Source organism: Streptomyces sp. Edi2, from assembly GCF_040253635.1.
In the GTDB taxonomy this organism is placed as follows: Bacteria; Actinomycetota; Actinomycetes; order Streptomycetales; family Streptomycetaceae; genus Streptomyces.
In genome coordinates this window covers 5,236,267-5,262,467 of sequence record NZ_JBEJGX010000003.1, presented here as the reverse complement: position 1 = coordinate 5,262,467, position 26,201 = coordinate 5,236,267, and the positions used below count along the sequence as shown (strand labels likewise).

Below are 26,201 nucleotides of genomic sequence, written 5' to 3'. Positions count from 1 at the left end.
TGTCCGGGTACGGTGGGGCCGCACGGGCGGCAGTCGGGCCGCCGCAGACCGAGACGACACGACTGGCGAACGGGCGGTGTAAGGCGTGCTGATTTACGGGTTCCAGAGCATTCTGAGCTGGGTGCAGCTCGCCCTGGGCGTCTATGCCGCCGTGATGCTGGTCGATGCGGCCGTGCGCCGTGAGGACGCCTATCGCGCCGCGAGCAAGCAGACCAAGGGCATGTGGCTGATCTTCCTCGCCCTGGCCACGGCGCTGCTGTTCATTCTCCCGATCATGTCGTTCCTGCCGGTCATCGGCGTGATCGCAGTGATCGTCTACACCGTCGACGTACGCCCGGCGCTCCGGCAGGTCGCCGGCGGCGGCCGCGGGCCCCGGCGCGGGGGCTCCAGCTCGGACGGGCCGTACGGGCCGTACAACGGCGGGCGCTGAGAAAGCCCCCGGCCTCCGGCACGGGCCCCGGGGCCCCCGGCTACGACCTACCGCCGGTCCAGCAGCAGCACGGCCACGTCGTCCGTCAGCTCTCCGCCGTTCAGATCGCGTACCTCTCTGACCGAGGCGTCCAGCAGTTCCTCGCCCGTGAGGCCGGCGGCCATCTGCCGGCTCACCAGCTCGGTCATACCCTCCTGGCCGAGGCGCTGGTTCCCCTGGCCGATCCGGCCCTCGATCAGGCCGTCGGTGTACATCATCAGGCTCCACGAGCCGCCCAGCTCCACCTGCCGGCGCGGCCAGCGGGCGTGCGGCAGCAGGCCGAGCGCCGGGCCGCCGAACTCGTACGGCAGCAGCTGCGGAGGCGCGTCGGCCTGGGCCAGCAGCGGTGCGGGGTGGCCGGCCAGGCACAGACCGGCGCGGCGGCCGTCCGCGGAGATGTCGACGGTGCACAGCGTCGCGAAGATCTCGTCGTCCGCCCGCTCGTGCTCCAGGACCTTCTGGAGCGTGGCGAGCAGTTCGTCGCCGGAGAGTCCGGCGAAGGTCAGCGCGCGCCAGGCGATGCGCAGCTCGACGCCGAGGGCGGCCTCGTCGGGGCCGTGGCCGCAGACGTCGCCGATCATCGCGTGGACGGTGCCGTCCGGGGTGCGGACGGTGTCGTAGAAGTCGCCGCCGAGCAGCGCACGGCTGCGGCCGGGGCGGTAGCAGGCGGCGAACCGCAGATTGGAGCCGTCGAGCAGGGGCGTGGGCAGCAGGCCGCGCTCCAGACGGGCATTCTCCTGAGCAAGCATCCGCGACTCGGTGAGCTGGCGCTGTGCGAGGTCGGCGCGTTTGCGCTCGACGGCGTAGCGGACCGCGCGGCTGAGCACCGCGCCGTCCAGCTCGTCGCGGAAGAGGTAGTCCTGGGCGCCGACGCGTACGGCGTCGGCGGCGCGCTCGGCGTCCGTCTCGTAGGTGAGGACGAGGACGGCGTGCGAGGTGGCCATCCGCAGCACCTCGCGCAGCATGCCCAGCTCGTCGTCGGGGGTGCCGCCGTGGCCGGGGTCGCGTTCCGTGCGCTCGCCGGGCGCCCGCGGGGGAAGGTCGAGCAGGATGCAGTGCACATCGTCGGTGAGCAGCCGCCCGGCCTCGGTGAGGTTGCGGGCGGTCCGCAGACGCACCTTGCGGCCCGCCCAGTCCCACATATCGGGGACATGACTGTTGGGGTCCTCGCCGATGAGGAGCAGGGTCAGACCCTGGTGGGCGGGCGCATGGTCGGCCGGAACCGGCTGTGCGGCCGACTGCGGTTGCTCGGGCTTCTGGAAGCCGTGGGAGCCCAAAGGGGCCGACGGCCGGCCCACGGCGGTCGCCGGGGCGCCGACGCCCTGGGCCGTCGTGTCCCCCGCGCCCGGCGCGTCGGCGACCCGCGCGGTGTCCGCGCAGGCGCCGTCCACCGGTCCTGCCTGGTGCGGCAGCACGACCGCCCGCTGGTGCGGTACGGGTACGGGCATGGGTCTGCTTCCTTCCCTCCCCCCGAGGGGTGCGGCGGAGCGCCGACCGGCGCACCACCGTGCCCGGCTTCCCGTCGCTCGTCGGTCAATGGAGCGGGGGCAACACCGGGCACTGCCAGGCGACCATAGCGCCAGTACGGAGTGGGATGGAATGCCCGGCGGCAATCGGCCATCGTCATATGCCGCACCCAATAAGCCATTTGACCTGGGGAGGGCGGAATGCGGAATGACGAACATCACCCCGCCCGGATGCTTTCCGCTACGCGACGACAACTCTCGGACAGGAAACGATCCGGTCATTTATCGCGCGTGTGATCCGCGCCATCGTGTCAGCCGTCACCATCGGGGCGGACGACACCGAGGATCGGCATCGAGCCGGCGCCGGTGATCGTGACCTGCCGGCCGGGCCGCGGCGCATGCACGATCGCGCCGTCGCCGAGATACATCCCGACATGGCTGGCATCGGAGAAATAAATGATCAGATCGCCCGGCCGCATGTCCTTGAGCGCGACCCGGGGCAGCCGCCGCCACTGCTCCTGCGAGGTCCGCGGAATGGTCCGGCCGCCGGCCTGCCACGCCCGCAGGGTCAGCCCGGAGCAGTCGAAGGTGTCCGGCCCTTCCGCGCCCCACACATAGTCCTTGCCGATCTGTGCGGTGGCGTACGAAATCGCCTTCTTGCCGGGAGCCGAGGCTTTGTTACTGATGTCTTTCAGTACGCCCGAGTCCAGCCACTTCTGCTGCTGCTTGAAGGCCAGGTCGTCCTCCAGCTTCTTCAGCCGGTCCTTTTCCTTGGCGGCCAGCCGGGATTCCAGCTTCTTTGCCTCGTCGATCTTTTTCTTGATGTCCCGCTGGGCGCTTTCCTTCTTCTTGCGGTTCGCCTCCAGCTTCTCCCAGCGGTCCGTGGCCGAGTCGGAATAGTCCTCCAAGTCGCCTTCCAGATGCGACAGTTGGCTGATCATTCGCTTGGCCGCCAGCTGCCCCTTGCGCGCCAGGGTGGCATTGTCGAAAAAGCCCTCGGGGTCGACGTTGAGCATCAGCTTCGCCTCGGCGGGCAGCCCGCCGCCGCGGTACTGGGCGCTGGCCAGCGCACCCGCCCGACGCTTGAGGTCGGCCAGCCGGCGCTGGGTGCTGTCGATGCTGCGCGCCAGCTTGACGATCTCCTTCTGCTGGAGCTCGACCTGTTCCTTGGCGGCGTTATAGGCGTCGGTGGCCTGCTCGGCCTTGCGGTAGAGGGCGTCGATCTTCTTGCGTACCTCGTCGAGGCGCCGGGCGTCGGCGTCGGCATCCGCGGCCTTTCCCGCGCCGGCGGCCTGCCCCGCGTCCGCGGACGGGTTCTTCGGGTCATCCGCGTAGGCGGCCGTCGCCGTACCGCCGAGCAGCCCCGTCGCGCACAGGACGACGGCGGTGCACGCCACGAGCCGGCTGCCCCGTGCGGCCCATGATCTCCGTGCACCCCAAGGCGCCCGTGCGCCCCATGATCCCCACCCGGCCTGCCCGTCCCGTACGTCCCGAACGCCCTGCCGTGCCCCCTGGCTCCCCACCAGCCACCTCCGGTCGTTCCGCACCGATTCGCGTATTCCTACAGGCGCGGATGCTGCCATACCGGCCGGTAATTCAACAGGGCGACGGGCCGTTTCGCACGAGTTGGCGAACACTTCTCCCGCCGCACCCACCCGATGGCCGAGGTTCACCGTGCGTTCACTCCCCTCCATCGGCCGCTTCACCTCACCTGCCTAATTTCAGCCTCACCGAGTACGCGTTTCGCCTGATGCGCAAGCGCGACACGGCTATCCGGCATCGCAGACCGCGACAGCCCGCAGATCACACTTCACCTCGCACGCCGACGAAGCGGCGCGCCCCAGGAAGGAACTTTCGACAGTGAAGCTTCAGCGCAAGAACCGGGTTCGCGCCCTCGCCGTTGGCGCTCTCGCCGTCTCGGGTGCCCTGGCCCTGACGGCGTGCGGCTCCGATGACACCTCCGGCGCCGGCGGCGGTGCCGCCAAGCCGTCGAACATCAAGTGCGAGGGCAAGGGCAAGCTGCTCGCGTCCGGCTCCTCCGCGCAGAAGAACGCCATGGACGTCTGGGTGCAGGCCTACTCGGGCGCCTGCAAGGGCACCGAGATCAACTACCAGCCGACGGGCTCCGGCGCCGGCGTCACCACCTTCCTGCAGGGCCAGACCGCCTTCGCGGGCTCCGACTCCCCCCTCAAGCCCGACGAGGTCAAGAAGTCGAAGCAGGTCTGCAAGGGCGGCCAGGCCATCGACCTGCCGATGGTCGGCGGCCCGATCGCGGTCGGTTACAACGTCCCCGGCGCCGACAACCTGGTGCTGGACGCCCCGACCCTGTCGAAGATCTTCAACTCGGAGATCAAGAAGTGGAACGACCCCGCGATCAAGAAGCTGAACCCGGGCGCGAAGCTCCCGGACCTCAAGATCCAGCCGTTCCACCGCTCCGATGACTCGGGCACCACCGACAACTTCACCAAGTACCTCAAGGCCGCCGGTGGCTGGAAGCACGAGCCGGCGAAGAAGTGGGAGGGCGAGGGCGGCCAGGCGGCCTCCGGCTCGGCCGGCGTCTCCTCGCAGGTCAAGCAGACCCCCGGCGCGATCTCGTACTTCGAGCTGTCGTACGCCACGGCCGGCAAGGTCCCGACGGTCAAGCTGAACACCGGCGCCAAGACCCCGGTCGACGCCACCGTCGACAACGCCTCCAAGGCGATCTCCGAGGCCAAGCAGGCCGGCAAGGGCAACGACCTGGCCCTGAAGCTCAACTACACCACCAAGGCCGAGGGCGCCTACCCGATCACCCTGGTGACCAACGAGATCGCCTGCGACAAGGGCAACAAGCCCGAGACGCTGGCCGCCACCAAGTCCTTCCTGACCTACGTCGCGAGCAAGGACGGCCAGAGCGCGCTCAAGCAGCTCGGCTACGCCCCGCTGCCCCCCGAGATCGCCGACAAGGTCCGCAAGACCGTCACCACGCTCTCCTGACCCACCGGGCGGCGGCCCGCAGACCGCTGTACGGCCAAAGGGGCCCCTTCACCAGGGCCCCTTTCGGGCCGCCGCCCGTCCGGTGCACCGCCGCGCCAGGAGCCCCGCCGGGCTCCGCAGACCGGAGAACCCATGAATTCAGCTACCTCGCCAACCGATACCCCACCCCTGCCAGGGAACGACGGCCGCTCGGCCGTCTCCGGCAAGGCGGTCCGCCCCGGTGACCGGATCTTCCTCGGGCTCTCCCGGGGCTCCGGGATCGCCCTCCTGGTGATCATGGCCGCCATCGCGGGCTTCCTCACCTACCGCTCCGTGCTCGCCATCTCCGGCGACAAGGCCAACTTCTTCACCACCCTGGACTGGAACGCCACCGGGACGGACCCGAAGTTCGGCATCGCGGTCCTCGCCTTCGGCACCGTCGTCAGCTCGGTGGTCGCCATGGTCATCGCGGTCCCGGTCGCCGTCGGCATCGCGCTGTTCATCTCGCACTACGCCCCGCGCAAGCTGTCCTCACCGCTCGGCTACGTCATCGACCTGCTCGCCGCGGTGCCCAGCATCATCTACGGCCTGTGGGGCGCGCTCTTCCTCGTCCCGCATCTGAGCGGCCTCTACACCTGGCTGGACGACTACCTCGGCTGGACCGGCATCTTCTCCTACGGCGGCGGGGCGGCCCGTTCGCTGTTCACCGTCGGCATCCTGCTCGCGATCATGGTCCTGCCGATCGTGACCAGTGTCAGCCGCGAGGTGTTCCTGCAGGTCCCGAAGATGCACGAGGAGGCCGCGCTGGCGCTCGGCGCCACCCGCTGGGAAGTCATCCGGATGTCGGTGCTCCCCTTCGGCCGCTCCGGCATCATCAGCGCCTCCATGCTGGGCCTGGGCCGTGCGCTCGGCGAGACGATGGCCGTCGCCACGGTCCTCTCGCCCAGCTTCCTCATCAACACCAGCCTGCTGGACCCGGGCGGCGGCACCTTCGCCCAGAACATCGCCAGCAAGTTCAGCGAGGCCGACACCTTCGGCCAGGACGCCCTGATCGCGTCCGGCCTCGTCCTCTTCGTGATCACGCTGCTCGTCAACGGCGCGGCCCGCCTGATCATCGCCCGCCGCAAGGAGTACTCGGGAGCTGCCGCATGAGTGAGCGAAGCGAAGGAATCAACAAAAGGTGCGCGCCTTGCGAATGCTGTGCCTCGCGAAGCGAGGTGGCGGCATGAGTATGACGACCGACCGCCCCGCGGTCTCCCACGGCGACTCCCCGCTGCCCGTCTCGCTCAAGCAGGCCCGGCTCCCCCGCTGGACCCCGCCGGCTCTCGCGCTGGTCGCGGCCGGTGCGGGCTGCGGCATCGGGCTGGGCGCCGGCCTGGACAGCACCGTCCAGTGGGGCCTGATCGCCGCCCTGCTCTTCGTCCTCGGCACCTTCGCGCTGGCCGCGGCCGTCGAGGGCACCCGGCAGGCCAAGGACCGCCTGGCCACCTGCCTGGTCTGGATGGCCTTCCTGATCGCCGTCGTACCGCTGGCCTCCCTCCTGTGGGAGACCGTCGCCCGCGGCACCAAGGTCCTCAACGGCTACTTCCTGTCGCACTCCATGGGCACCACCCCGGACGCGCTGCCCGGCGGCGGCATCAACCACGCGATCGTCGGCACCCTGGAGCAGGTCGGCCTGGCCACCCTGATCGCCGCGCCGATCGGTCTGCTCACCGCGATCTACCTCGTCGAGTACGGCCGCGGCCGGCTGGCCCGCGCCGTCACCTTCTTCGTCGACGTCATGACCGGTATCCCCTCGATCGTGGCCGGCCTGTTCGTCCTCTCCGTGTGGATCCTGATCCTCGGCTTCGGCCCGTCGGGCTTCGCCGGCTCGATGGCGCTGGCGATCTTGATGATGCCGGTCGTGGTCCGCTCCACCGAGGAGATGCTCAAGCTCGTCCCGAACGAGCTGCGCGAGGCCTCGCTGGCCCTCGGCGTGCCCAAGTGGCGCACCATCCTCAAGGTCGTCCTGCCGACGTCGATCGGCGGCATCACCACCGGTGTGATGCTCTCCATCGCCCGTATCACCGGTGAGACGGCGCCCGTGCTGCTCCTGGTGTGGGGCGCGAAGACGATCAACAACAACCCCTTCGAAGATGCCCAGCAGTCGCTGCCGCTCTACGTTTTCCAGCAGTGGCAGCAGGGCTCCGAGGCCTCGTACGACCGCGCATGGGCCGCGGCACTGGTCCTCATCGCCTTCGTCATGATCCTCAACCTGGTGGCCCGCGGCATCGCCCGCTGGAAGGCCCCCAAAACCGGCCGCTGACCCCGCGCCGTCCACACGAAAGAAGCAGTGATTTCCATGGCCAAGCGAATCGACGTCAGCGGCCTCTCCGCGTACTACGGCAGCCACAAGGCCATCGACGACATCTCGATGACCGTCGAGCCGCGCTCCGTGACGGCCTTCATCGGCCCGTCCGGCTGCGGCAAGTCGACCTTCCTGCGCACCCTGAACCGGATGCACGAGGTCACCCCCGGCGGCCGCGTCGAGGGCAAGGTGATGCTGGACGACGAGAACCTCTACGGCTCCGGGGTCGACCCGGTCGCCGTCCGCCGCACCGTCGGCATGGTCTTCCAGCGCCCCAACCCGTTCCCCACGATGTCGATCTTCGACAATGTCGCGGCCGGTCTGCGGCTGAACGGCTCGTACAAGAAGAGCGAGCTCAAGGACATCGTCGAGAAGTCCCTCAAGGGCGCCAACCTCTGGAACGAGGTCAAGGACCGCCTCAACAAGCCCGGCTCGGGCCTGTCCGGCGGCCAGCAGCAGCGGCTGTGCATCGCCCGTGCCATAGCCGTCGAGCCGCAGGTGCTGCTGATGGACGAGCCGTGCTCGGCGCTCGACCCGATCTCCACCCTCGCCATCGAGGACCTGATCGGCGAGCTCAAGGAGCGCTTCACGATCGTCATCGTGACGCACAACATGCAGCAGGCCGCGCGCGTCTCGGACCGTACGGCGTTCTTCAACCTCGCCGCCGTCGGGCAGCCCGGCAAGCTGGTCGAGATCGACGAGACCGAGCGGATCTTCTCCAACCCGTCGGTCCAGGCCACGGAGGACTACATCTCCGGCCGCTTCGGCTGAGCGGCAAGGGCGGGCCCGGCCACTGCGGCCGGGCCGCCCCCACCACGTCCTGCGGTGCTGCATGGCGGTGCCACCGCAAGGCGAAGGGCCCGCCCCTCTTCCCGGGGGCGGGCCCATTCTGTGTGCTCTGTGTGCTCTGTGCGTGCTGTTGTGCGCTGTTGTGCGCTGTCTCTGCGTGCCCGGTGGCCGGGTCGGTCAGCCGAAGGCCAGCCGGATCAGCCAGAACGCGAGCGCCGCGACCAGCGCCGCCGCCGGCATGGTGATGAACCAGCCCATCACGATGTTCTTGGCGACGCCCCAGCGCACCGCGCGCGGGCCCTTGGTCGAGCCGACGCCCATGATCGCGGAGGTGATGACATGGGTCGTGGAGATCGGCGCCTGGAACATGAACGACGCGGTGTACATGACCGAGGCGGCGGTGGTCTCCGCGGCGAAGCCCTGCGGCGGGTCCAGCTCGATGATGCGGCGGCCCAGGGTGCGCATGATGCGCCAGCCACCCGCGTACGTACCCAGCGAGAGGGTGAGCGCACAGGCCAGCTTGACCCAGATCGGGATGGCGTCGTTCGCGTCCTCGACATCGGCGATGACCAGGGCCATCACCACGACACCCATGGTCTTCTGGGCGTCCTGCAGACCGTGTCCCAGCGCCATGCCGGCGGCCGAGACGGTCTGGGCTATGCGGAAGCCCCGCTTGGCCTTGTGCGGGTTGGACTTACGGAACATCCAGAGGATGACGACCATCACGAGATAGCCGAGCACCAGGCCGATGACCGGCGAGATGAACATCGGCAGGACGACCTTCTCGATCACGCCGCCCCAGATGACCTTGGTGCCACCGGCGAGCGCCGCTCCGACCATGCCGCCGAACAAGGCGTGCGAGGACGAGGACGGCAGGCCGAAGTACCAGGTGACGAGGTTCCAGACCACCGCGCCGAGCAGCGCGGCAAAGAGAATGCCCATCCCCTGGTTGCCCTGGGGAGTGGCGATCAGCCCTTCGCTGACCGTCTTGGCGACCCCGCTGCCGAGAAACGCACCGGCGAGGTTCATCACGGCGGCCATCGCCAGTGCCGCGCGCGGGGTCAGTGCCCGCGTCGAGACCGAGGTCGCGATGGCGTTCGCGGAGTCGTGGAAGCCGTTGGTATAGGTGAATCCGAGCGCGACCGCAATGGTCACGACGAGCGCGAAGGTCTCCATGGGCGGCGCTCAGGACTCCTTGACCGCGATGGTCTCGACCGTGTTGGCGACATGCTCGAACGCGTCCGCCGCCTCTTCCAGGATGTCCACGATCTGCTTGAGCTTGAGGACCTCGATGGCGTCGTACTTGCCGTTGAAGAGGTGCGCAAGCAGCTTGCGGTGGATCTGGTCGGCCTGGTTCTCCAGGCGGTTGACCTCGATCCAGTACTCGGTGAGGTTGGTCATGGTCCGCAGATGCGGCATGGCCTCGGCGGTCAGCTCGGCCGCCCGTGCCAGCACCTCGATCTGCTGGTCGACGCCCTTGGGCAGCTCCTCGACCTTGTAGAGGACGACCAGGTCGACCGCCTCTTCCATGAAGTCCATGATGTCGTCGAGCGACGAGGCGAGGTTGTAGATGTCCTCGCGGTCGAACGGCGTGATGAACGAGGAGTTCAGCTGGTGGAAGATCGCGTGGGTCGCGTCATCACCCGCGTGCTCCGCCGCCCGCATACGCTCGGCGATCTCTGCACGAGCGGAGGAGTCCGCCCCGAGCAGTTCCATCAGGAGCTTGGAGCCCGTGACGATGTTGTCCGCGGAGGCGGCGAACATGTCGTAGAAGCTCGTCTCCCTGGGGGTCAGACGAAAGCGCACGTGAAATCCTCGGGGTGCATCGGATTCGGTCGAGTTGATGCTAGGCGCATCATCCAGCCACAGCTAACCGGCATTCCTTCAGTGTCGCCCATCGTGCAGCATGCTCTGCACGGGGTACCACAGGTGCCCGCAAAGTTCGGTACCATATACCCACCAGGGGTATATAGATCGCCTAGATACCACGGGAGACGGCCATGACGACCACGGACGCCGACAGCACCGGCAGCGCCGCAGCCGCCGCGGCCTGCCACCCCCGGCAGCCGGACACCGACCCCCGGGACGCAGCTCAAACCGTGACCGATAACGCAGAGACTTCGGCGACATCCGGCACCCACGGCTACGCACAGCAGAAAGACGCACACATCAAGCGACTGCGCCGGATCGAGGGGCAGATCCGCGGACTGCAGCGGATGCTCGAAGAAGACGTCTACTGCATCGACATACTCACCCAGGTCTCGGCGAGCACGAAGGGCCTGCAGTCCTTCGGCCTCCAGCTGCTGGAGGAACATCTGCGGCACTGCGTCGCCGACGCGGCCGTCAAGGGCCCCGCGGCCATCGACGCCAAGGTCCAGGAAGCCACCAAGGCCATCGAGCGGATGCTGCGCACCTGAGCCGTCCTGCGCGGCGTACCCCGTCAGCCGGGAGCGCACCCCGCGGGTCCGGCCCGATGGCGCGCCCGGTCCGTGCCGCCGCCCTCCCCGTCGACCTCCAGCACCTCGTCGATGCGGTCCGGGCTGAGCCGGTCCTCGCTGGCGGCCGCGGCCGCGATCATCAACTCACCGGTCAGGTCGATCTCGACGAGGGCTACGTAGTCCTGGACCGTCGTAGGGCGGTGTCCGGCCACGTACAACACCTCCTCCTTCGAGCGCCTTCCCACGCCTTGGGTGGTTACCGTCAGCGTAAGGACGGGCGCACGCTCCGCGCATGGCACGGATGGACCATTTCCGCCATCCGGCAAGCGCCCCCGTCACATGCCGTGCCGTCCCGCCGCACCCGGCCTTACGGCGCGGGCGAAGCGATCTTCCCCGCATAGATGTCGCGTTCGTCCGGCAGACGGACTACGACCTTCGTCCCGAAATCCGAAAGTTCCGTGGTGGACGTCACCGAGGCGCCCTTCGGTGCACCGTTGGCATAGCGGAACCACTGGCGCACCTTGCGCAGCCGCCCCTCCTCGTCCAGATATGCCTCGAAGGGCACCGCGTCGGTGGTGAACCCCTGCTCCGCGGCCACCAGCGCGGGCCTCGTACGCGGTGACGCCTCCCGGGCGGCCGCCTCGATATCCGTCGTCCCGCGGTAATGCCGCACCCGCACGCCGTCCAGCCGCTCCTCGCCCTGGTACGTCACCTCCCGCGCGCCGCGCAGCAGTTCCGCCGCGGCCAGCGGATCGGTCGCCCCGCCGGTGACCAGGTTCCCGTCGCTCAGGGAGGCGGTGTACACCCGCACCCACTTGTCGGCGGGCACCCCGGCCCCGCGGTTCTTCATGAACAGCGCACCGGGCGCAAGGATCTCGGTGACCGGCTGATGGCCGCCGCCGGTCCGGCCCGCGGGATCGGGCAGGACGACCCGCAGCCGCCCGGTGCTGGTGGCGAAGTCGTAGCCGCCGGTGCCCCGGATGGCGACCCGGGTGCCGCCGCTGACCGTCTCCATGGACGTACGGACCCTGGCCGAGCCGGCCCGCAGCAGGGCGGCGGCGCTGCCTCGGACCTCCGCGGCGGCAGCGGCCCGGCCGGACGGCTCTTGATCGTCGGCCGCGGCCCCGTCCGGTGAACAGCCCGTCGTCAGCAGCCCGACCGCCAGCCCCGTCCCGCACGCCACGGCCACGACGACCGCGCCGCCGCCTCGCCACTCCTGCACCACCATCGCGTACGAGCCCCCTCGGCCGCTGTCTTCGGGAACGGCCTGGGCCGGCCGGTCCGCTCGGGAGGGTCACACGGTCCGCCACCGCCGCATCTGACGTTCCGTCGACCGTCCGGTTCAACGACCGTCAAGGGGGCTCGTCACGCAAGGCACCTGGGACGCGTAGCGTGACGGGGTGCCCCACCGAGCCCCCCACGCGACCTCCACCACCGAGAGCGGTTCCTTCTGCTCGGCCCGCTGCACCTGCGGGTGGCGGGGTCCGGCCCGCCGCGCCCGCTCTCAGGCGCGTACGGACGCGGAGCGTCATCTGGCCGACGTGGCCGCCGAACCGGGTACGGGCAGCACCGACCCCGGGCACCCCGTGGAATGAGCGCGTCCGTCCCGGGAACCCCCAACGCCCCTGCTGCATCTGCCTAGTAAGGGGAGTACGCGCACCGCACCGGTAACGGACGGCACGGACGACACCGGACAGTGCGGAGCATTACCGGGCACAGCGGAACGTGAGGGCAGCGCACCGCCGCGGCCGCCCGGTGCGGCCTTCCCTGCACGCGCCCCGTGACCTGCGGCCGGGCCGACGGCAGGCGGGGCAGGACCGTACCCACAACATCGAGGGGGACTCATCCCAGTGAAGCGGCGCACACTCCTGCAGGCGGGCGGCGGACTGGCGGCGGCCTCGGTCGCCTTGACCACCGGCTGCGACAACAAGACCGGCAAGGCGGGTGCGGGGTCCGCCGCGTCGGACACCGGCGCCGCGACCGGCACCGCTGCGGCACAGACCAATGCGGCCTCCTCCGCGGGGGCCGCCGTCCACAGCCGGGCCTCCCAGAACTCGTGGACCGCACTGGGCAAGAGCCTGGACGGCAAGCTGGTGCGGGCCTCCGACGCCGCCTACGCGACCGCCCGCCGCCTGTACAACACCCGCTACGACACGCTGAAGCCGTCGGCCATCGCCTATGTCGAGCACCCGTCGGACATCGCCGAATGCCTCTCCTTCGCCCGGCGCTACGACACCCCGGTCGCCATCCGCAGCGGCGGCCACTCCTACGCCGGCTGGTCCAGCGGCAACGGCAAGCTCGTCATCGACGTCTCCGCGCTCTCCAAGGTCGGCGCGCCGTCCGGCGGCACCACCGCCATCGGCGCCGGCGCCAAGCTCATCGACGTCTACGAGGGCCTCGGGGCGCACGGCGTGACGATACCCGGGGGCTCCTGCCCCACCGTCGGCATATCCGGCCTCACCCTCGGCGGCGGCCATGGCGTGGCCTCCCGTGCGTACGGGCTGACCTGCGACAGCCTCGTCGGCGCCACTCTGGTCACGGCCGACGGCAAGACCGTCGACTGCGACAAGAGCCGCCACTCCGACCTGTTCTGGGCGCTGCGCGGCGCCGGCAACGGCAACTTCGGCGTGGTGACCGAACTCCGCTTCCGTACGCATCCGGCGCCCCGCGCGGTGATGGCGTACCTCACCTGGCCGTGGTCCAAGGCGGCGAAGGTCGTGGCGTCCTGGCAGAAGTGGGGACCGGTGCAGGCCGACGAGATCTGGTCCGCCTGCCATCTCGACGCCCGCCCCGGCAACACCCCGTCCGTCTCCGTCGCCGCCTTCTCCCTGGGCAGCTACGGCGACCTGAAGAACGCCCTCGACAAGCTCGCCGACCAGCCCGGTGGCCCCGGCCCCGCCAAGAGCGTCCACCTCACGCCGACCGGCTACCTGGACGCCATGGAGTCCTACGCGGGCTGCTCCTCCAAGTCCACCGCCCAGTGCCATATGCCGGGTTCGCTGCCCGGCCACACCGGCTCCGGGCAGCTGGGCCGCGAGACCTACGCCGCCCGCTCGCACTTCTTCGACCGCTCGCTGTCCACGGCCGGCATCCGCACGCTGATGGACCAGATCGAGGCGGGCGGCCGCAAGGGCGTCAACGGGAACGTGGCGCTGACGGCGCTGGGCGGCGCGATCAACCGTGTCGGGCGCACCGACACCGCCTTCGTCCACCGCGGCTCGCGGTTCCTCGCCCAGTACTTGACGTCCTGGCCGGCGAGCGGTTCGTCCGCGACGCGCACAGCGTGGCTGAATTCCTTCCATGACGCGATGCGCCGTTACTCCTCCGGCGCCGCCTACCAGAACTACACCGACCCTGGGCTCAGCGACTGGAAGACGGCCTACTACGGCGCCGCCGCCACCCGGCTCGCCCAGGTCAAGCGGGCCTACGACCCGCAGCGGCTGTTCAGCACCTTCCCGCAGGCGCTCTGACACCGCCCGGCACACCGGCGGACACACGGACGGCCCGGCCCCGCGAGGGGGTCCGGGCCGTCCGCATCCGCCAGGTCATTGCTCCCGGGGCCGCCGGACCGGTGCGTCCCACCCGGTCCGGCGATCCCTCAGGCCGCCAGGTCCTTGTCCCGCTCCTTCTGCCCCCGCGGCACCGCCGATCCGGTGGCCACCACCCGGCCGCCCTCGGCGTCCTGCCCCGTGGCGCCGTCCGCACCCGGTGCCCGCACCAGCCAGGCCAGCTTCGACCGGCCGATCGCCGTCGTCAGCGGCACCAGCAGCGCCTGCGCGAGCGGCGCGAGCAGCAGCGCGACGGCGGTGCCCAGCGCGAAGCCGCCGATCACATCGGTCGGGTAGTGCACGCCCATGTAGACGCGGCAGAAGCCCTCCGCGAGCGCCAGCGCGATCCCGATCAGGCCGTACTTGCGGTGGGCGAGGAACAGGCCGACGCCGACCGCCATGGTGAGCGTCGCGTGATCGCTCACGAACGAGAAGTCGCTCTTGCCGGGGATCAGCACTTCCAGCCCGGCGTGGTCCTTGAACGGCCGGGGCCGCTCGACGAAGTTCCGGATCGGGATGTTGGCCAGCAGCGCGAGGCCAGCGGCCAGCGGCGCCCACACCAGGCCCGCGACGGCGGACGGCGCGCCCGGCCGGCGGCGCGCGGACCACCAGGCGATCAGACACAGCACCCCGAGACCGGCGATGATGCCGTACTCGCCGATGTACTCCATGGCCTTGTTGGCCCAGTGGGGGGCGTCCTTCGCGAGACCGTTGATGCCGTCGAGCACGTCGACATCGGGGTTCGGCCCCTCGAGTGCGAGTCCAGCCATCTGCCGCGGCCCCTTATCTTTCGCGCGCGCGAGCGCCGTCGTGTGCTGCCTGCCCCCGTGGTCGTCGAGCGTGTGCTGCGTCGAGCTCTGCTACGTCCCCGTGCCAAGGAAACGCGATGTCCACCCCAGCCGTTCCACTCTCTACCGGATGATCACCAGGACGTTATCGAAGCTTGATTCATCACTGCAGTTCAGGGCCCTATGTTCACGCAGCGTTCGTACCGGGCAGTGCTTTTGCGCCATCGGACGTGACGCGGGTGGCCCCGATGTAGTCCGGCGAATCGATCTTGTCGAACCGGATCACGGCCCCGGTGTACGGCGCATTGATCATGTACCCACCCCCCACATAGAGCCCCACATGGTGGATGGACCGCGGGTCCTTCAGGTTGTAGGCGAAGAACACCAGGTCACCCGGCAGCAGCTCGTCCCGCTTCGGATGCGGCCCGGCGTTCCACTGGTCGTTCGCCACCCGGGGCAGCTCGATGCCCACGGAACGGTACGCCGCCTGGGTCAGCCCCGAGCAGTCGAACCGCCCGCCCTGCGCCGCCGTTCCCGTACCACCCCACAGGTAGCGCGTGCCGAGCTTCTCCTGCGCGAAGTAGATCGCCCCCGCGGCCTGCTTCGACGGCGCCACCGGACCGGACGGCGCCTCGAAGCTCTTCGCGAGCGTCGTGATCGTCTTCACGTAGTTCTGGGTCTCCCGGTACGGCGGTACCCCGTTGTACTGGATCACGCGGTACGCCCCCGCGTTGTACGCCGCGAGCATGTTGTGCGTGGCGTTGCCCGGCGCGCTCTTCACATAGCCGGCCAGCTCGCAGTCGTACGAGGCCGCCGACGCAATCGCGTCCTGCGGGTCCCACACGTCCTTCTTGCCGTCGCCGTTCCCGTCGACGCCGTGCGTCTGCCACGTCCCCGGGATGAACTGCGCCATGCCCTGGGCGGCCGCCGGGCTCTGCGCCCGAGGGTTCCACCCGCTCTCCTGGTAGAGCTGGGCCGCCAGCAGCGCGGGGCTTATCGCCGGACAGAGCGTCCCCCACTTCTGCACCAGGGGCTGGTACTCGCCCGGCACCGCGCCCTTCGCCAGCCCGAGCGCCCGCCCGCCGGCCCCGGCCAGCCGGGCCGCCACCGTGTACGTACCGATCACAAGCAGCCCGAGCAAGCAGAGCACCAGCCCTGTCCCGAGCCCACCGGCCACCCAGAATTTCCGCACGCCCCCAACCCTCCCCCATTCAGCCCCGGTTCACTGCCTTTTTCCGGTCGCTCCGCGCGCGTTGCGCCGCCCCCGGTGCGACACGACGGCGCACGACACGGCGCAGGGGCGCTCCTGACCCGGTGTGAGATGCCCCTCATCGCGACGCCCGGAGCACCGCCGGATGAGCGACACTGCACACGAGCCCCGGGACCGGACGGCATCCGCCGCACCCGGACCGCGATCCGCCGCACCCGGGCCTCGCCACCACCCGAACGGCCCCGGCCGCAACGGCGCGCCGGACCGGCCATTACCTCTTCCGATGATCATTGCTCAGGGTAGGGCCCCGTGATACACACAGTGAGACCGGCCGGTCCAATGGACGGCATGCACCCACACGTCCACGCCACTCCCACGGGATCCGTCAAAGAAAGCCGCCAAGACGACAGCTGACGCTCCGTTCGTCAGCGAAGATAGAGAGCGACCCGCGCCGCGCCGGCACGGGCACACAACTACCCACCAAGGGGCGGTGAGTTCACATGTTCATTGCGGCCGAAAAAGGCGACATCACCACCATCATCGGCGGAATCGCCCCGGACTGGGGACCGTTCGGGAGCCTGGGCAACGAGGCCCGCGTGATGGTCGAAGTGGTCATGGCGGTGGCGATCCTGCTCTGCCTCGGCATCGCGATCTGGGGCGCCGCCAAACAGCGCATCGGCGCCACCGCGCTGCGCGACACCTTCAGCGCCGAGCAGGGCAAGGGCCTGATCGTGGCCGGCCTGACCGGCGTCTTCATCATCGGCTCCCTGGGGACGCTGTTCACCATCGTCTACGGCATGGCGGTCTAGCGCGGCCACACCCGAGGGCCTGCCGGGGCCGGCCGAGCGGGGCACACCCCTTCCCCGCCCCGTCCCCGGGCCGCTCCCCCTGCGCCCCCGCCCGCCATCTCTCCGCCGCCCCGTGCCCCCACTCGCTCCCACCGGCCCCACCTCCCTGCCGAGGCCCCATGCTGACGCCCCCTCACGCCCGGCCCGACGGGCCCGCCTCCCGCGCCCCGGTCACCCCCGCCACCAGCGGACCGATTGGGCGGGCCGCCGCGCGGGGACAGGTGGACCCGGGGGCAAGAAGGCACAAGAAGGCGACGGCAACCGCGGAGCGAGCGATGAGCACAAATGACCCAGAGTCCCCCATTCGCCGCTGCCGTACCGCATCTGAGGACCCGTCACGGTGAGATGTACTCGTATCGCTGCACCCGAGCTGGCGCCCGCGCGGCTACGGTCATATGAGGGCGGCACAACTACGGCACGCACGGCGACGGCGGCAGAGGGGGCACAGGCGCGATGAGTCTCAGTGACGACGGCGGCTACGGCGGCGACGGCCACCGCGGTCCCGAGACGGGCCAGACACGGACCAGACTTCCCGGCAGCGACAGTGACCTCTACGGCTCGGGACGACGGCCTCGCGCCGGCATGTCCAGCCGCAACCTCGTCACCATCGTCGGCGTGATCGTCCTGCTGCTCGCGGCCATCGCCTTCGCCAACCGCGGCGGCAGCGGCAACAGCGAAACCCCCACCGGCGACTCCGCCAAGGACACCGACCAGGCCCAGCCCACCGCCCCCACCGGCACCAAGCCGGTCACCGGCAAGAACGGGGGAATCGCGTCGGGCTTCGCCAAGACGGAGCAGGGGGCGCAGTCGGCGGCGGCTAATTATGCGGTGGCGTTGGTTTCCGCCAACATCCTGAAGCCCAACGAACGCCACTCGATCGTCAAGCAGGCCTTCGTCCCCGCCAAGGTCGACGAGATGCAGGGCAAACTCGACGCCGCGTACTCGACCGCCTTCCTCAAGAAGCTCGGGCTCGACGCGAACGGCAACGCGGCTCAGGGCATGACCTACATCTCACGCACGGTTCCCGTCGGCACCAAGCTCGTGAAACGCACGGGCGACACCGCGAACCTCGAAGTGTGGTGCACGGGCCTGTTCGGTACGGCCGGCGCCAAGTCGACCACTCCGGTGACAAGTGACTGGTTCACCATGCGGCTCCAGCTGACGTGGGCAAGTGGCGACTGGAAGGTCGAGGGCTTCTCCCAGCAGGACGGCCCCGCCCCGGTCAACGGGGACAACAAGACGTCCGGTGCCGACCAGATCGCCAAGGCAGTCGAGCAGTACGGAGGGTTCACCTATGCGCGGTAACCGAAGGCGTGCCCTCACCGTCACCGCTGCGCTGGCGTCCGTACAGACCACTGTGATCCTGCTGGCCACACGGGTCCTGGCGGCACCCAATCCCAGCCCGTCTCCCAAGGACAACTGCGACCTGATCGTCGGCCCCGCCAAGAACTACTGCCAATCCGGCGACAAACCCGGCTCCGGCGCCCCCAAGTCCCCCGGCGGCCTCACCGACAACAACCCCCTCGACCCCCTCGACTCCCTCGCCAAGGGCTGCGCCAAAGCCGCCGCCTGGATCGTCACCAAGCTCTCCGACGCGGTGAAGGCCACCTCCCAGGTGGACTTCACCAACACCGCGTTCCTCCGCCAGTACGCGGTCGTCTTCGCCGCCTCCACCATCCTCACCCTCGTCCTGTGGCTCCTGGCGGTCGCCAAGCGCGCGGTGCGCGGGGTGCGGCTCACGGAGGCGATCAGTGAAGCCGTCGGGTTCCTCTGGCTGACGGTGCTCGCCTCCGCGTTCACCCCGCTGATCCTGTACACGATCGTCTCGGCGACCGACGGCGTCACCGAGATCATCGCGAAGGGAACGGGGGCGCAGACCGACACCTTCTTCGGAGCGTTCTCGCAGGCGCTCACGAAGGGCACGGACATCGGCGGCGGCCCGATCATGCTGATCGTGGTGTCGCTGGTCTCCGTGCTCGCCGCCGGTGTGCTGTGGCTGGAGCTGGTGATCCGGGCCGCGCTGCTCTACGTCGGGGCGCTGCTCGGCACCGTCGTCTACGCCGGGCTCGTCGACAAGAACATGTGGGGGCATGTGCGCCGCTGGGCGGGCATCATGATCGCGGTGATCATGGTGAAGCCGGTCATCGTGATCGTGCTCGGCATCGCCGGTGCGCTCTCCCACGACAAGGGCCCGAACGCCTTCTCCGCAGTCGTCTCCGGCCTCGCGATCATCGTCCTCGCCATCTTCGCCAGTGCGGTGATCTACCGCTTCGTCCCCGGCTTCGGCGACGAGATGGTCTCGGCCCGTACGAACAAGGGCCGGGCCACGGACGGCAGCCAGGCCGCCGCGATGATCTCCTCGCCCGCCGCGCTGGTGTCCCAGGGCATCAAGACCCACAGCTCCCGCCGGTCGGGCGGGGACGGCGGCGGGCAGCCACAGGGCGCGCAGGGCGGCCAGTCCCGGCCGGCCGACGCGGTGGCCGGCGGTGTCGCCGCGCACAGCTCCCGCACCGGCGGCGGCCGCTCCTCGGCCCCCGCCACCCCCGCCCCCCGTACGAACCCCGGCCCGGGCAGCAGCTCCCGCACCGGCAAATCAGCAGGAGGTGAGGGGCGTTGAGCACGCAGTCCCACCCGATCGCGCCACGTCGCACATACCTGATCGGCCGCGCCCGGCCCAACGCGATCGTCGGCAAGAACCGCGAGACCGGTGAGATCGCGCTGATCATCGCGGGGGCGTTCCTCGGCATGATGTGCGGGCTGCTGGTGCCCATGCTGCCGCTGCGGATCGTGTCCCTCACCGGCTTCCCGGTGCTGGCGCTCGCCCTCGTCTACGTGCCGTACAAGGGCCGTACGTTCTACAAGTGGTTCGAGATCCGGCGCAGCTTCCGCCGTACGGTCCGCCGCGGCGCCACCTACCGCTCCGGCGCCGCCGAGGCGGGCGTCCGGCTGGACGGCCGGGAGATCGAGATCGGCCCGCCGCCCGGCATCGGCCGGATCAACTGGCTCTCCGCCCCGTTCGGCCCGGACGAGATCGCGGTGCTGCTGCACGCCGACCGCAAGACGGTGACGGCGGCCATCGAGATCGAGGGGCCGGGCGTCGGCCTGCGCGACAGCGAGGACCAGGAGGCGCTGGTCGACCGCTTCGGGACGCTGCTCAAGCATGTGGCCAACGGCGACGGCTTCGTGACCCGGCTGCAGATGCTGGCCCGGACGCTGCCGGCCGACCCGGACGCCCACGCCAAGGACGTCGCCCAGCGCGGCGACAGGAACTCCCCCGACTGGCTGCAGGACTCCTACGACCAGCTCCAGTCGATGGTCTCCACCTCCTCCGAGCAGCACCGCGCCTACCTCGTCGCCTGTATGCACTACACCCGCGAACTGGCCGCCGAGGCACACACCATGGCGCGCGCCGCCCATATGCACCGGGGCGGGCTGCTGCGCAAGAAGCTCGACCGCGACGCCGGCCTCGCCGTCGTCATGGCCCGTGAGCTGACCGATATCTGCGCCCGGCTCGCCGAGGCCGACATCCGCGTCCGCCAGCCCCTCGGGCAGGCCCGCCTCGCCTCCCTCGTGCACTCCATGTACGACCCCGACCACCCCATCGACCACATCCAGGCGATGAGCAAGCGCAACACCTGGCCGGCCGAGCTGGACGCGATGGAGCCGACGTATCTGCAGGCCAAGACGCGGGAGTCGACCACCCGCGCGCCGTGGTGCCACGCCACCGCCTGGGTCAAGGAGTGGCCGCTGACCCCGGTGGGCGTCAACTTCCTCGCGCCCCTCCTGGTGCACACCCCGGACGTGATCCGTACGGTCGCGGTCTGCATGGACCTGGAGCCCACCGAGATCGCCATCGAGCGGATGCTCACGGAGAAGACGAACGACGACGCCGAGGCCAGCCGCGCCGCCAAGATGAACCGCGTCGTCGACCCGCGGGACGTCGCCCACCACGGCCGCGTCGACCAGCGGGGCGAGGACCTGGCCTCCGGCGCCGCCGGCGTCAACCTCGTCGGCTACCTCACGGTCTCCTCCCGGTCGCCCGAAGCGCTCGCCCGCGACAAGCGCACCATCCGCGCCTCGGCCGGCAAGTCCTACCTCAAGCTGGAGTGGTGCGACCGCGAGCACCACCGGGCGTTCGTCAACACCCTGCCGTTCGCGACCGGAATCCGCCGCTAAAGCCGCTGGGAGGCGCGTACGTCATGGCCATGCTCGATCCGCTCGGAGCGCTCACCGACGCGTTCACCAGCTTCCTGTTCGGGAAGGTGGAGACGACCCGGCTGCCCGTACGCACCTCCACCGGCCAGGCACAGGCGGTCTATCTGCCCACCGCGGCCCCCGGCCTCGGCGACTCCGGCGTGATCATCGGCCGTGAGGTCTACAGCGGCAAGGGATACATCTACGACCCCTTCCAGCTGTACGGGCAGCAGCTCCCGGCCCCGCACTGGCTGGTCCTCGGCGAGTCCGGCAACGGCAAGTCCGCGCTGGAGAAGACCTACGTCCTGCGGCAGTTGAGGTTCCGTGACCGCCAGGTCGTGGTGCTCGACGCCCAGGGCGAGGACGGCGTCGGCGAGTGGAACCTCATCGCCCAGGAGCTGGGGATAACCCCCATCCGCCTGGACCCGACCGCCGCCCTCAACGGCGGCATCCGCCTCAACCCCCTCGACCCGTCGATCACCACCACCGGCCAGCTGGCCCTGCTGCGCACGATCATCGAGGTCGCGATGGGCCACGGCCTGGACGAACGCTCCGGCTTCGCCCTCAAGGTCGCGCACGCCTACGTCACCGACACCATCACCCACCGCCAGCCCGTCCTGACCGACATCGTCGAGCAGCTGCGGCACCCGGAGGCCGAGTCGGCCGAGGCGATGAATGTCGACATAGACGACGTCCGGGCCTGGGGCCTGGACGTGGCGCTGGTCCTCGACCGGCTCGTCGACGGTGACCTGCGCGGGATGTTCGACGGTCCGACCTCGGCGGGCATCGACCTCGACGCACCGCTGATCGTCTTCGACCTCTCACACATCGACCGCAACTCCATCGCGATGCCGATCCTGATGGCGATCGTCGGCGTCTGGCTGGAACACACCTGGATCCGCCCCGACCGCAAGAAGCGCATCTTCCTGGTGGAAGAGGCCTGGCACATCATCAACTCGCCCTTCGTCGCCCAGCTCTTCCAGCGACTGCTGAAGTTCGGCCGGCGGCTCGGCCTGTCGTTCGTGGCCGTCGTCCACCACCTCAGCGATGTGGTCGACGGCGCCGCCGCCCGGGAGGCCGCGGCGATCCTCAAAATGGCCTCGACCCGCACCATCTACGCCCAGAAGGCCGACGAGGCACGGGCCACGGGGCGCGTGCTCGGCCTGCCACGCTGGGCCGTCGAGATCATCCCGACCCTGACCCCCGGCATCGCGGTCTGGGACGTCAACGGCAATGTCCAGGTCGTCAAACACCTCATCACCGAGGCCGAACGCCCCCTCGTCTACACCGACCGGGCGATGACCGAGGCCTCCGCGATGTCCGAGGCGTCCGCCATGCCCACGGATGAGGCGCGCGCCCTCCAGGCGGCCGCGGACGCCGAGGCCGAGGCGCGCGCCGAAGCCATGGCGATGGAGCGGCAGTGGAGAGACGAGTCGAGCGAGACGGTGGCGTGACGCGCGGATACGACGACGAACGAGGCACCGACCGGGACTACCACCGCGCCCCCCGTGGCCGGGGACGCGGCATCCCCGACTCCCTGCTGGTCGGACTGCTCGCCTTCCTGCTGGGCCTGACCCTGCTGGTGTGGACCGCGACCGGCCTGGCCGGCCTGTTCACCCACGGCGCCTGGCCCGACGGCGTCAGCTACCCCAGTACGCCGATGGCGCTGCGGCATCTGGTCTCGGCGCCCCACGACATGGCCGCCGCCTGGCCCGACACCCCCAAGGACCAGCTCTCCGGCTACGGCCTGTTCTGGGGCATCCTCATCGGCGAGCTGATGGTGCTGCTGGTCCTGACGATCTTCACGCTGGGGACCGTCACCCGCTATCGCGCCGTACGGGCGGCGCGGCGGGCGAAGGCCAGGGAGGTCCGGGAGGCCCGGTATGCCGGGGAGACGGCGCAGGGCGACGGCGCGACGGAACGGAGCGCGGAGCGGGCAGGAGGGGACGCACAGCAGGCCGCGGGGACGCAGTACGCCGGGAAGGCACCGGACACCAGCAGCGCGAGCGCGGAGGTCCGCGGGATGGCCCGCACCACCACACAGCCCCCGTCGCACAGCGAGCACGCGCCGACCGGTCCGCCTGATGCGGCTGGTTCGACCGGTCCGTCCGTCCCGGCCGCACCCGTCACGCCGTCGCCCCCGCCTCCCCTCGACACCGCGGCCACAGCCACCGGCCCCGTCCCCGAGCAACGCACCGCTCCCCCGACCGCCCCGTACCTCCCGAGCGCCGATACGACCGACCCCGGCACCGGCCCGCGCACCGAACCCGCCCTCCCCCGCCTCCAGTTCGCCACCGACCGCGCCGTCGCCCTCGCGGCGTCCCTCACCACCGCGGCCGCCGCCCCGGGCCCCCTGATCGTCGCCACGACGGACCCCACCCTCTGGTCCGACACCAAAGACACCCGCGCCAAGCTCGGTCCGCTGCTGACCTACGATCCCACGCACCGCCTCGACACCCCGGCCCGGCTGCGCTGGTCACCAACCGCCGGCTGTACGGACCTCGCCACCGCCACCACCCGCGCCACGGCCCTGCTGGCCCCCGTACGGCCCGCCGGGGCACTGGACTCGGCCGTCGCGGACGCCGCCCAGACCCTGCTGCGCTGCTGGCTGCACGCCGCCGCGGTGGACGGCCGCCCGTTCCGCCAGCTGCACCGCTGGGCGCACGCCACCGGCGCCGCCCAGGAACCCGTACGCATCCTGCGCACCAGCGCCAAGGCCTCCGCAGGCCAGGCCGGCGAGCTGGAGTCGGTGCTCACCGCCCACCCCGAACGCCGAGAAGCCGCCCAGCAGTTGGTGGGACGGGCGCTGACCTCCCTCTCCTCCATCCATATCCGGGACGCCTGCAATCCACTTCGAACGGATTCGGCCCTCCTCGAATCATTTATCGATGAGGGGGGAACGCTTTACGTGGTAGGCGACCCCATCGAGGATCCGCGTACCGACCCGGGTGCGATGCCCTTGCTCACCGCACTCCTCTCGCACGTGGTCGAGCACGGCCGCCGCATGGCCGAACGGTCATCTGACGGTCGGCTCGACCCACCACTCACCCTCGTCCTGGACGACATCGCAGCCCTCGCCCCGCTGCCCGCGCTCCCTGGCCTCCTCGGCAGGGACGGCCACCGCGGACTCCTCACCCTGGCGACGATGCGCTCCCGCGAACAGGCCCGCGCCCGCTGGCCCCACCACTCCCTGCCGGCCTGACCCGCCCAGGGCCGGACGCCCGCCCGCGGACCTTGCGCCGGTCCGGTTGGTGCACGACGAGGCGGCAGTGCCCGCTGACGCGGCAGTGCCCGCTGACGCGGCAGTGTCTGATGCAGCGGAAGCGCCCGCCCCGCACCCCCAGCCCGGGCCGCCCCTTCCCCGTCCGGACCTCAGTCCCGCCCAGATCTCAGTCCCGCAACAACTGCACCGCACACCACACCAGTTGCTCATCCATCGCGGCCGACCGACTGCCGGCGATACCCGACCGCAGCAAGGCCGCCCCTTCCACGAGCGCGACAAAGATCTCCGCCCGGGCCCGGCAGAACTCACCCGGCCAGTCCGGCCGCCCCTGCCGGACGAACGCCTCCACATACGCGACGTACTTCCGGTAGAACTCCCGGACCACCGCGGCGATGTCCTCGTCCCGCGCCGCCAGCGCCCAGACCTCGACATAAAGCCGCACCAGCTGGGGATCATCCTGCTCTGCGAGGAGCACCGCCACCACCTCGTCGGGCTTCGCCAGCCCCTCCGGGCTCTCGAGGGCCGACGGATCGTCGCGTACCGCCCGCAGCCCCGTCGTCCTGGCCAGCCGTTCCAGGGACCGGTCCAGCGCCCGCTCCAGCACCGCCTTGATCAAATCGGCCCGGGCCGGGAAGTAGTGCTGCAGATGCCCGACCCGCACCCCCGCCGCACCGGCAATGGCCCGCAACGAGGCATCCGCCCCCTTGGCCACCAGTACGGCCTCGGCCGCATCGAGCAGATGCGTACGCCGCGCACTCCCCTGCCGTGTCAACGCCGAAGCCCTCCCCTCACCCGAGACCTGCCCCTCCATCCCTCTCCTCCCCTCTCTCACGACACCTCGACCTGCACGCCCGCCTTCTCCAGGGCGGGGATGACCTCCTGCGGCGTCGGCGTCATCTCGGGAAAGACCACCCCACGAGGCGCCGTGGCACCGTCCGCTCCCACCACCCGGCGCAGCCCCAACACCCCGCCCAAAGCCGTCAGATGGGCCTGTCCGGCCGGATCGGAGACGGTCGCCGTACGCTGCCCGCCACCGCTCGGCCCGCGCACATCGATCCGCAACAGCGCGCTCCCGCCCTCTCCCGGCGCATACAGCATCGACCGCCGCACCGACTCGAACCGGTCACCACGCCCCCACCGAAAGAACCCGGTCCGCTTGAGCGCCAGCAGCACGGATGTCGAGGAGTTGGCACTGAAGCCGATCCGGGTGACGGCCGTGTCCACGCCGAGCACCAGCGGCAGCGTGAACTGCTCCGGCGTATCGATCCGCGCCACCTTGGTCCGGTGCCCGCCCACCACGACATGTCCCGCGCCACTGAGCGGCATGATCATCCGTCGCCGCCCGCCCTCGGTCACCTCATAGTCGAGACCGAGCCGGTCCATGAACTCCACCGAGTCGGCGCCCGCCCGGTCCTTGAGGTCGTAGCGAATCGCGATCTCGACCGCCGAGGCCCCGCCGAGCTCCGCCGCCAGCGCCGCGGAGACCAGTCCGCTCACCCCGCCCATCCAGCCGGACGACAGCAGCACCGGAGCCCTGGGCCTCTCCACGGCCGCCACCGCGACGGCCCGCTGAAGCCGCGTCGTCCACCGCGTGAGGTCCACATATGGCACGCCACCCCGGATCGCCGCCAACAGCGCCCGGTCCTCTGGGTCGTTCACCGCGCTGATCACGGCCCGCACCTTCGCCGAGAAGGGCTCCGGATCGCTCAGGTCCCACCGTCGCACCTGGGCCCCGACCTCCTCGGCGAGCGCACGACCGCGCTCCGGGGTACGCCCGGTCAGCACCAGCGGCCAGCAAGGCGCCGCAAGCCGGGCCAACTCTCCCCCGACGGTGCCGTATCCGCCCACCACAAGCACCGGGCCCGTCAGCTCTAACTGAATGTCATCGTCCACGCCGCCGAGATTAGGTCACGTGACCTAGAAGCACAA

Annotated in this window: 24 protein-coding genes; 14 read left to right on the top strand and 10 right to left on the bottom strand. The window is 70.4% G+C overall.

The genetic code is table 11. The annotated features are described in order from the left end of the window. Nucleotides 1-85 precede the first annotated feature (85 nt). Nucleotides 86-430, top strand: coding sequence for a DUF2516 family protein (locus ABR737_RS26505; RefSeq protein ID WP_350252820.1), 345 nt, complete (start codon nt 86-88; stop codon nt 428-430). 47 nt (nt 431-477) lie between these two features. Here the strand turns inward: ABR737_RS26505 and ABR737_RS26500 are convergent, their stop codons facing one another. Both ABR737_RS26500 and ABR737_RS26495 read right to left on the bottom strand, forming a co-directional pair. After that, nucleotides 478-1,917 carry a PP2C family protein-serine/threonine phosphatase gene (locus ABR737_RS26500; RefSeq protein WP_350252818.1) on the bottom strand — a complete coding sequence of 480 codons (1,440 nt, stop codon included), beginning with the start codon at nt 1,915-1,917 and terminating at the stop codon, nt 478-480. Between the two features lie 329 nt (nt 1,918-2,246). Next, the gene (locus ABR737_RS26495; RefSeq protein WP_350252817.1) at nt 2,247-3,332 is read right to left on the bottom strand and encodes a C40 family peptidase; all 1,086 of its coding nucleotides are present in this window, start codon (nt 3,330-3,332) and stop codon (nt 2,247-2,249) included. Nucleotides 3,333-3,795: 463 nt separating this feature from the next. Here ABR737_RS26495 and pstS point away from each other — a divergent pair, with 463 nt between their 5' ends. The 4 genes from pstS to pstB all read left to right on the top strand — a co-directional run bounded on the left by pstS (nt 3,796) and on the right by pstB (nt 8,005). Further along, complete coding sequence (gene pstS / locus ABR737_RS26490) at nt 3,796-4,908, top strand: phosphate ABC transporter substrate-binding protein PstS (RefSeq protein WP_350252815.1); 1,113 nt, start codon at nt 3,796-3,798, stop codon at nt 4,906-4,908. A 132-nt stretch (nt 4,909-5,040) separates the two neighbouring features. Beyond that, the gene (pstC, locus tag ABR737_RS26485) at nt 5,041-6,039 is read left to right on the top strand and encodes a phosphate ABC transporter permease subunit PstC (protein ID WP_350252813.1); all 999 of its coding nucleotides are present in this window, start codon (nt 5,041-5,043) and stop codon (nt 6,037-6,039) included. 73 nt (nt 6,040-6,112) lie between these two features. After that, the gene (gene pstA / locus ABR737_RS26480; protein WP_350252812.1) at nt 6,113-7,192 is read left to right on the top strand and encodes a phosphate ABC transporter permease PstA; all 1,080 of its coding nucleotides are present in this window, start codon (nt 6,113-6,115) and stop codon (nt 7,190-7,192) included. Nucleotides 7,193-7,228: 36 nt separating this feature from the next. Beyond that, a complete protein-coding gene (gene pstB, locus ABR737_RS26475) occupies nt 7,229-8,005 on the top strand; it encodes a phosphate ABC transporter ATP-binding protein PstB (protein ID WP_328385308.1) in 777 nt (258 codons plus the stop codon). A gap of 195 nt (nt 8,006-8,200) precedes the next feature. On the opposite strand, the gene ABR737_RS26470 is transcribed toward pstB, so the two are convergent. Then, the gene (locus tag ABR737_RS26470; protein WP_260636392.1) at nt 8,201-9,199 is read right to left on the bottom strand and encodes an inorganic phosphate transporter; all 999 of its coding nucleotides are present in this window, start codon (nt 9,197-9,199) and stop codon (nt 8,201-8,203) included. A 9-nt stretch (nt 9,200-9,208) separates the two neighbouring features. Beyond that, on the bottom strand, nt 9,209-9,829 hold the full coding sequence (locus ABR737_RS26465; protein ID WP_350252810.1) for a DUF47 domain-containing protein: 621 nt from the start codon (nt 9,827-9,829) through the stop codon (nt 9,209-9,211). 194 nt (nt 9,830-10,023) lie between these two features. On the opposite strand from ABR737_RS26465, the gene ABR737_RS26460 reads away from it, so the two are divergent. After that, the gene (locus ABR737_RS26460) at nt 10,024-10,440 is read left to right on the top strand and encodes a metal-sensitive transcriptional regulator (protein ID WP_350252808.1); all 417 of its coding nucleotides are present in this window, start codon (nt 10,024-10,026) and stop codon (nt 10,438-10,440) included. Between the two features lie 23 nt (nt 10,441-10,463). Here the strand turns inward: ABR737_RS26460 and ABR737_RS26455 are convergent, their stop codons facing one another. Together ABR737_RS26455 and ABR737_RS26450 are read right to left on the bottom strand one after the other, a co-directional pair. Beyond that, nucleotides 10,464-10,682, bottom strand: coding sequence for a hypothetical protein (locus tag ABR737_RS26455; protein ID WP_502964508.1), 219 nt, complete (start codon nt 10,680-10,682; stop codon nt 10,464-10,466). Nucleotides 10,683-10,828: 146 nt separating this feature from the next. Then, nucleotides 10,829-11,689, bottom strand: a complete 861-nt coding sequence (locus ABR737_RS26450; RefSeq protein WP_350252805.1) for an SCO4651 family lipoprotein — start codon at nt 11,687-11,689, stop codon at nt 10,829-10,831. Nucleotides 11,690-11,861: 172 nt separating this feature from the next. Between ABR737_RS26450 and ABR737_RS26445 the strand changes: the two genes are divergently transcribed. Together ABR737_RS26445 and ABR737_RS26440 are read left to right on the top strand one after the other, a co-directional pair. Next, nucleotides 11,862-12,056 (top strand): hypothetical protein, encoded by a 195-nt coding sequence (locus ABR737_RS26445; RefSeq protein WP_350252804.1) that lies wholly within the window; start codon nt 11,862-11,864, stop codon nt 12,054-12,056. 255 nt (nt 12,057-12,311) lie between these two features. Further along, nucleotides 12,312-13,931 carry an FAD-binding oxidoreductase gene (locus tag ABR737_RS26440; protein WP_350252802.1) on the top strand — a complete coding sequence of 540 codons (1,620 nt, stop codon included), beginning with the start codon at nt 12,312-12,314 and terminating at the stop codon, nt 13,929-13,931. Nucleotides 13,932-14,059: 128 nt separating this feature from the next. On the opposite strand, the gene ABR737_RS26435 is transcribed toward ABR737_RS26440, so the two are convergent. Both ABR737_RS26435 and ABR737_RS26430 read right to left on the bottom strand, forming a co-directional pair. Beyond that, a complete protein-coding gene (locus tag ABR737_RS26435; RefSeq protein ID WP_350252801.1) occupies nt 14,060-14,779 on the bottom strand; it encodes a phosphatase PAP2 family protein in 720 nt (239 codons plus the stop codon). Between the two features lie 205 nt (nt 14,780-14,984). Then, entirely contained in the window at nt 14,985-15,989 is a 1,005-nt protein-coding gene (locus ABR737_RS26430; RefSeq protein WP_350252800.1) for a bifunctional lytic transglycosylase/C40 family peptidase, read from the bottom strand. A gap of 518 nt (nt 15,990-16,507) precedes the next feature. Here ABR737_RS26430 and ABR737_RS26425 point away from each other — a divergent pair. From ABR737_RS26425 to ABR737_RS26400, 6 genes are all read left to right on the top strand, one after another. Continuing rightward, nucleotides 16,508-16,816 (top strand): DUF8827 family protein, encoded by a 309-nt coding sequence (locus ABR737_RS26425; protein ID WP_031067282.1) that lies wholly within the window; start codon nt 16,508-16,510, stop codon nt 16,814-16,816. Between the two features lie 492 nt (nt 16,817-17,308). After that, nucleotides 17,309-18,160: a DUF8175 domain-containg protein gene (locus ABR737_RS26420; RefSeq protein WP_350252799.1), complete on the top strand. Its 852-nt coding sequence runs from the start codon at nt 17,309-17,311 to the stop codon at nt 18,158-18,160. Further along, nucleotides 18,150-19,472 (top strand): hypothetical protein, encoded by a 1,323-nt coding sequence (locus tag ABR737_RS26415; protein ID WP_350252797.1) that lies wholly within the window; start codon nt 18,150-18,152, stop codon nt 19,470-19,472. The genes ABR737_RS26420 and ABR737_RS26415 overlap by 11 nt, the downstream gene beginning before the upstream one ends. Beyond that, nucleotides 19,469-21,031: an SCO6880 family protein gene (locus ABR737_RS26410; protein WP_350252796.1), complete on the top strand. Its 1,563-nt coding sequence runs from the start codon at nt 19,469-19,471 to the stop codon at nt 21,029-21,031. Before ABR737_RS26415 ends, ABR737_RS26410 begins: the two co-directional genes overlap by 4 nt. Before the next feature lie 29 nt (nt 21,032-21,060). After that, nucleotides 21,061-22,503, top strand: coding sequence for an ATP-binding protein (locus tag ABR737_RS26405; protein ID WP_350256929.1), 1,443 nt, complete (start codon nt 21,061-21,063; stop codon nt 22,501-22,503). Continuing rightward, complete coding sequence (locus ABR737_RS26400; RefSeq protein ID WP_350252795.1) at nt 22,500-24,251, top strand: type VI secretion protein; 1,752 nt, start codon at nt 22,500-22,502, stop codon at nt 24,249-24,251. The genes ABR737_RS26405 and ABR737_RS26400 overlap by 4 nt, the downstream gene beginning before the upstream one ends. Before the next feature lie 187 nt (nt 24,252-24,438). Here ABR737_RS26400 and ABR737_RS26395 read toward each other — a convergent pair whose 3' ends face one another. Together ABR737_RS26395 and ABR737_RS26390 are read right to left on the bottom strand one after the other, a co-directional pair. Further along, nucleotides 24,439-25,044 (bottom strand): TetR/AcrR family transcriptional regulator, encoded by a 606-nt coding sequence (locus ABR737_RS26395; protein ID WP_350252794.1) that lies wholly within the window; start codon nt 25,042-25,044, stop codon nt 24,439-24,441. Between the two features lie 56 nt (nt 25,045-25,100). After that, nucleotides 25,101-26,165, bottom strand: a complete 1,065-nt coding sequence (locus tag ABR737_RS26390; protein ID WP_350252792.1) for a saccharopine dehydrogenase family protein — start codon at nt 26,163-26,165, stop codon at nt 25,101-25,103. Nucleotides 26,166-26,201 lie beyond the last annotated feature (36 nt).

Excerpts from the sequence above, each read along its gene's own strand:
- ABR737_RS26420 (WP_350252799.1), top strand. The coding sequence starts at position 17,309 with ATGAGTCTCAGTGACGACGGCGGCTACGGCGGCGACGGCCACCGCGGT.
- ABR737_RS26405 (WP_350256929.1), top strand. The coding sequence starts at position 21,061 with ATGCTCGATCCGCTCGGAGCGCTCACCGACGCGTTCACCAGCTTCCTG.
- pstA (WP_350252812.1), top strand. The coding sequence starts at position 6,113 with ATGAGTATGACGACCGACCGCCCCGCGGTCTCCCACGGCGACTCCCCG.
- ABR737_RS26470 (WP_260636392.1), bottom strand. The coding sequence starts at position 9,199 with ATGGAGACCTTCGCGCTCGTCGTGACCATTGCGGTCGCGCTCGGATTC.
- ABR737_RS26460 (WP_350252808.1), top strand. The coding sequence starts at position 10,024 with ATGACGACCACGGACGCCGACAGCACCGGCAGCGCCGCAGCCGCCGCG.
- ABR737_RS26500 (WP_350252818.1), bottom strand. The coding sequence starts at position 1,917 with ATGCCCGTACCCGTACCGCACCAGCGGGCGGTCGTGCTGCCGCACCAG.
- ABR737_RS26450 (WP_350252805.1), bottom strand. The coding sequence starts at position 11,689 with ATGGTGGTGCAGGAGTGGCGAGGCGGCGGCGCGGTCGTCGTGGCCGTG.
- pstB (WP_328385308.1), top strand. The coding sequence starts at position 7,229 with ATGGCCAAGCGAATCGACGTCAGCGGCCTCTCCGCGTACTACGGCAGC.
- pstC (WP_350252813.1), top strand. The coding sequence starts at position 5,041 with ATGAATTCAGCTACCTCGCCAACCGATACCCCACCCCTGCCAGGGAAC.
- ABR737_RS26415 (WP_350252797.1), top strand. The coding sequence starts at position 18,150 with ATGCGCGGTAACCGAAGGCGTGCCCTCACCGTCACCGCTGCGCTGGCG.
- ABR737_RS26425 (WP_031067282.1), top strand. The coding sequence starts at position 16,508 with ATGTTCATTGCGGCCGAAAAAGGCGACATCACCACCATCATCGGCGGA.
- ABR737_RS26435 (WP_350252801.1), bottom strand. The coding sequence starts at position 14,779 with ATGGCTGGACTCGCACTCGAGGGGCCGAACCCCGATGTCGACGTGCTC.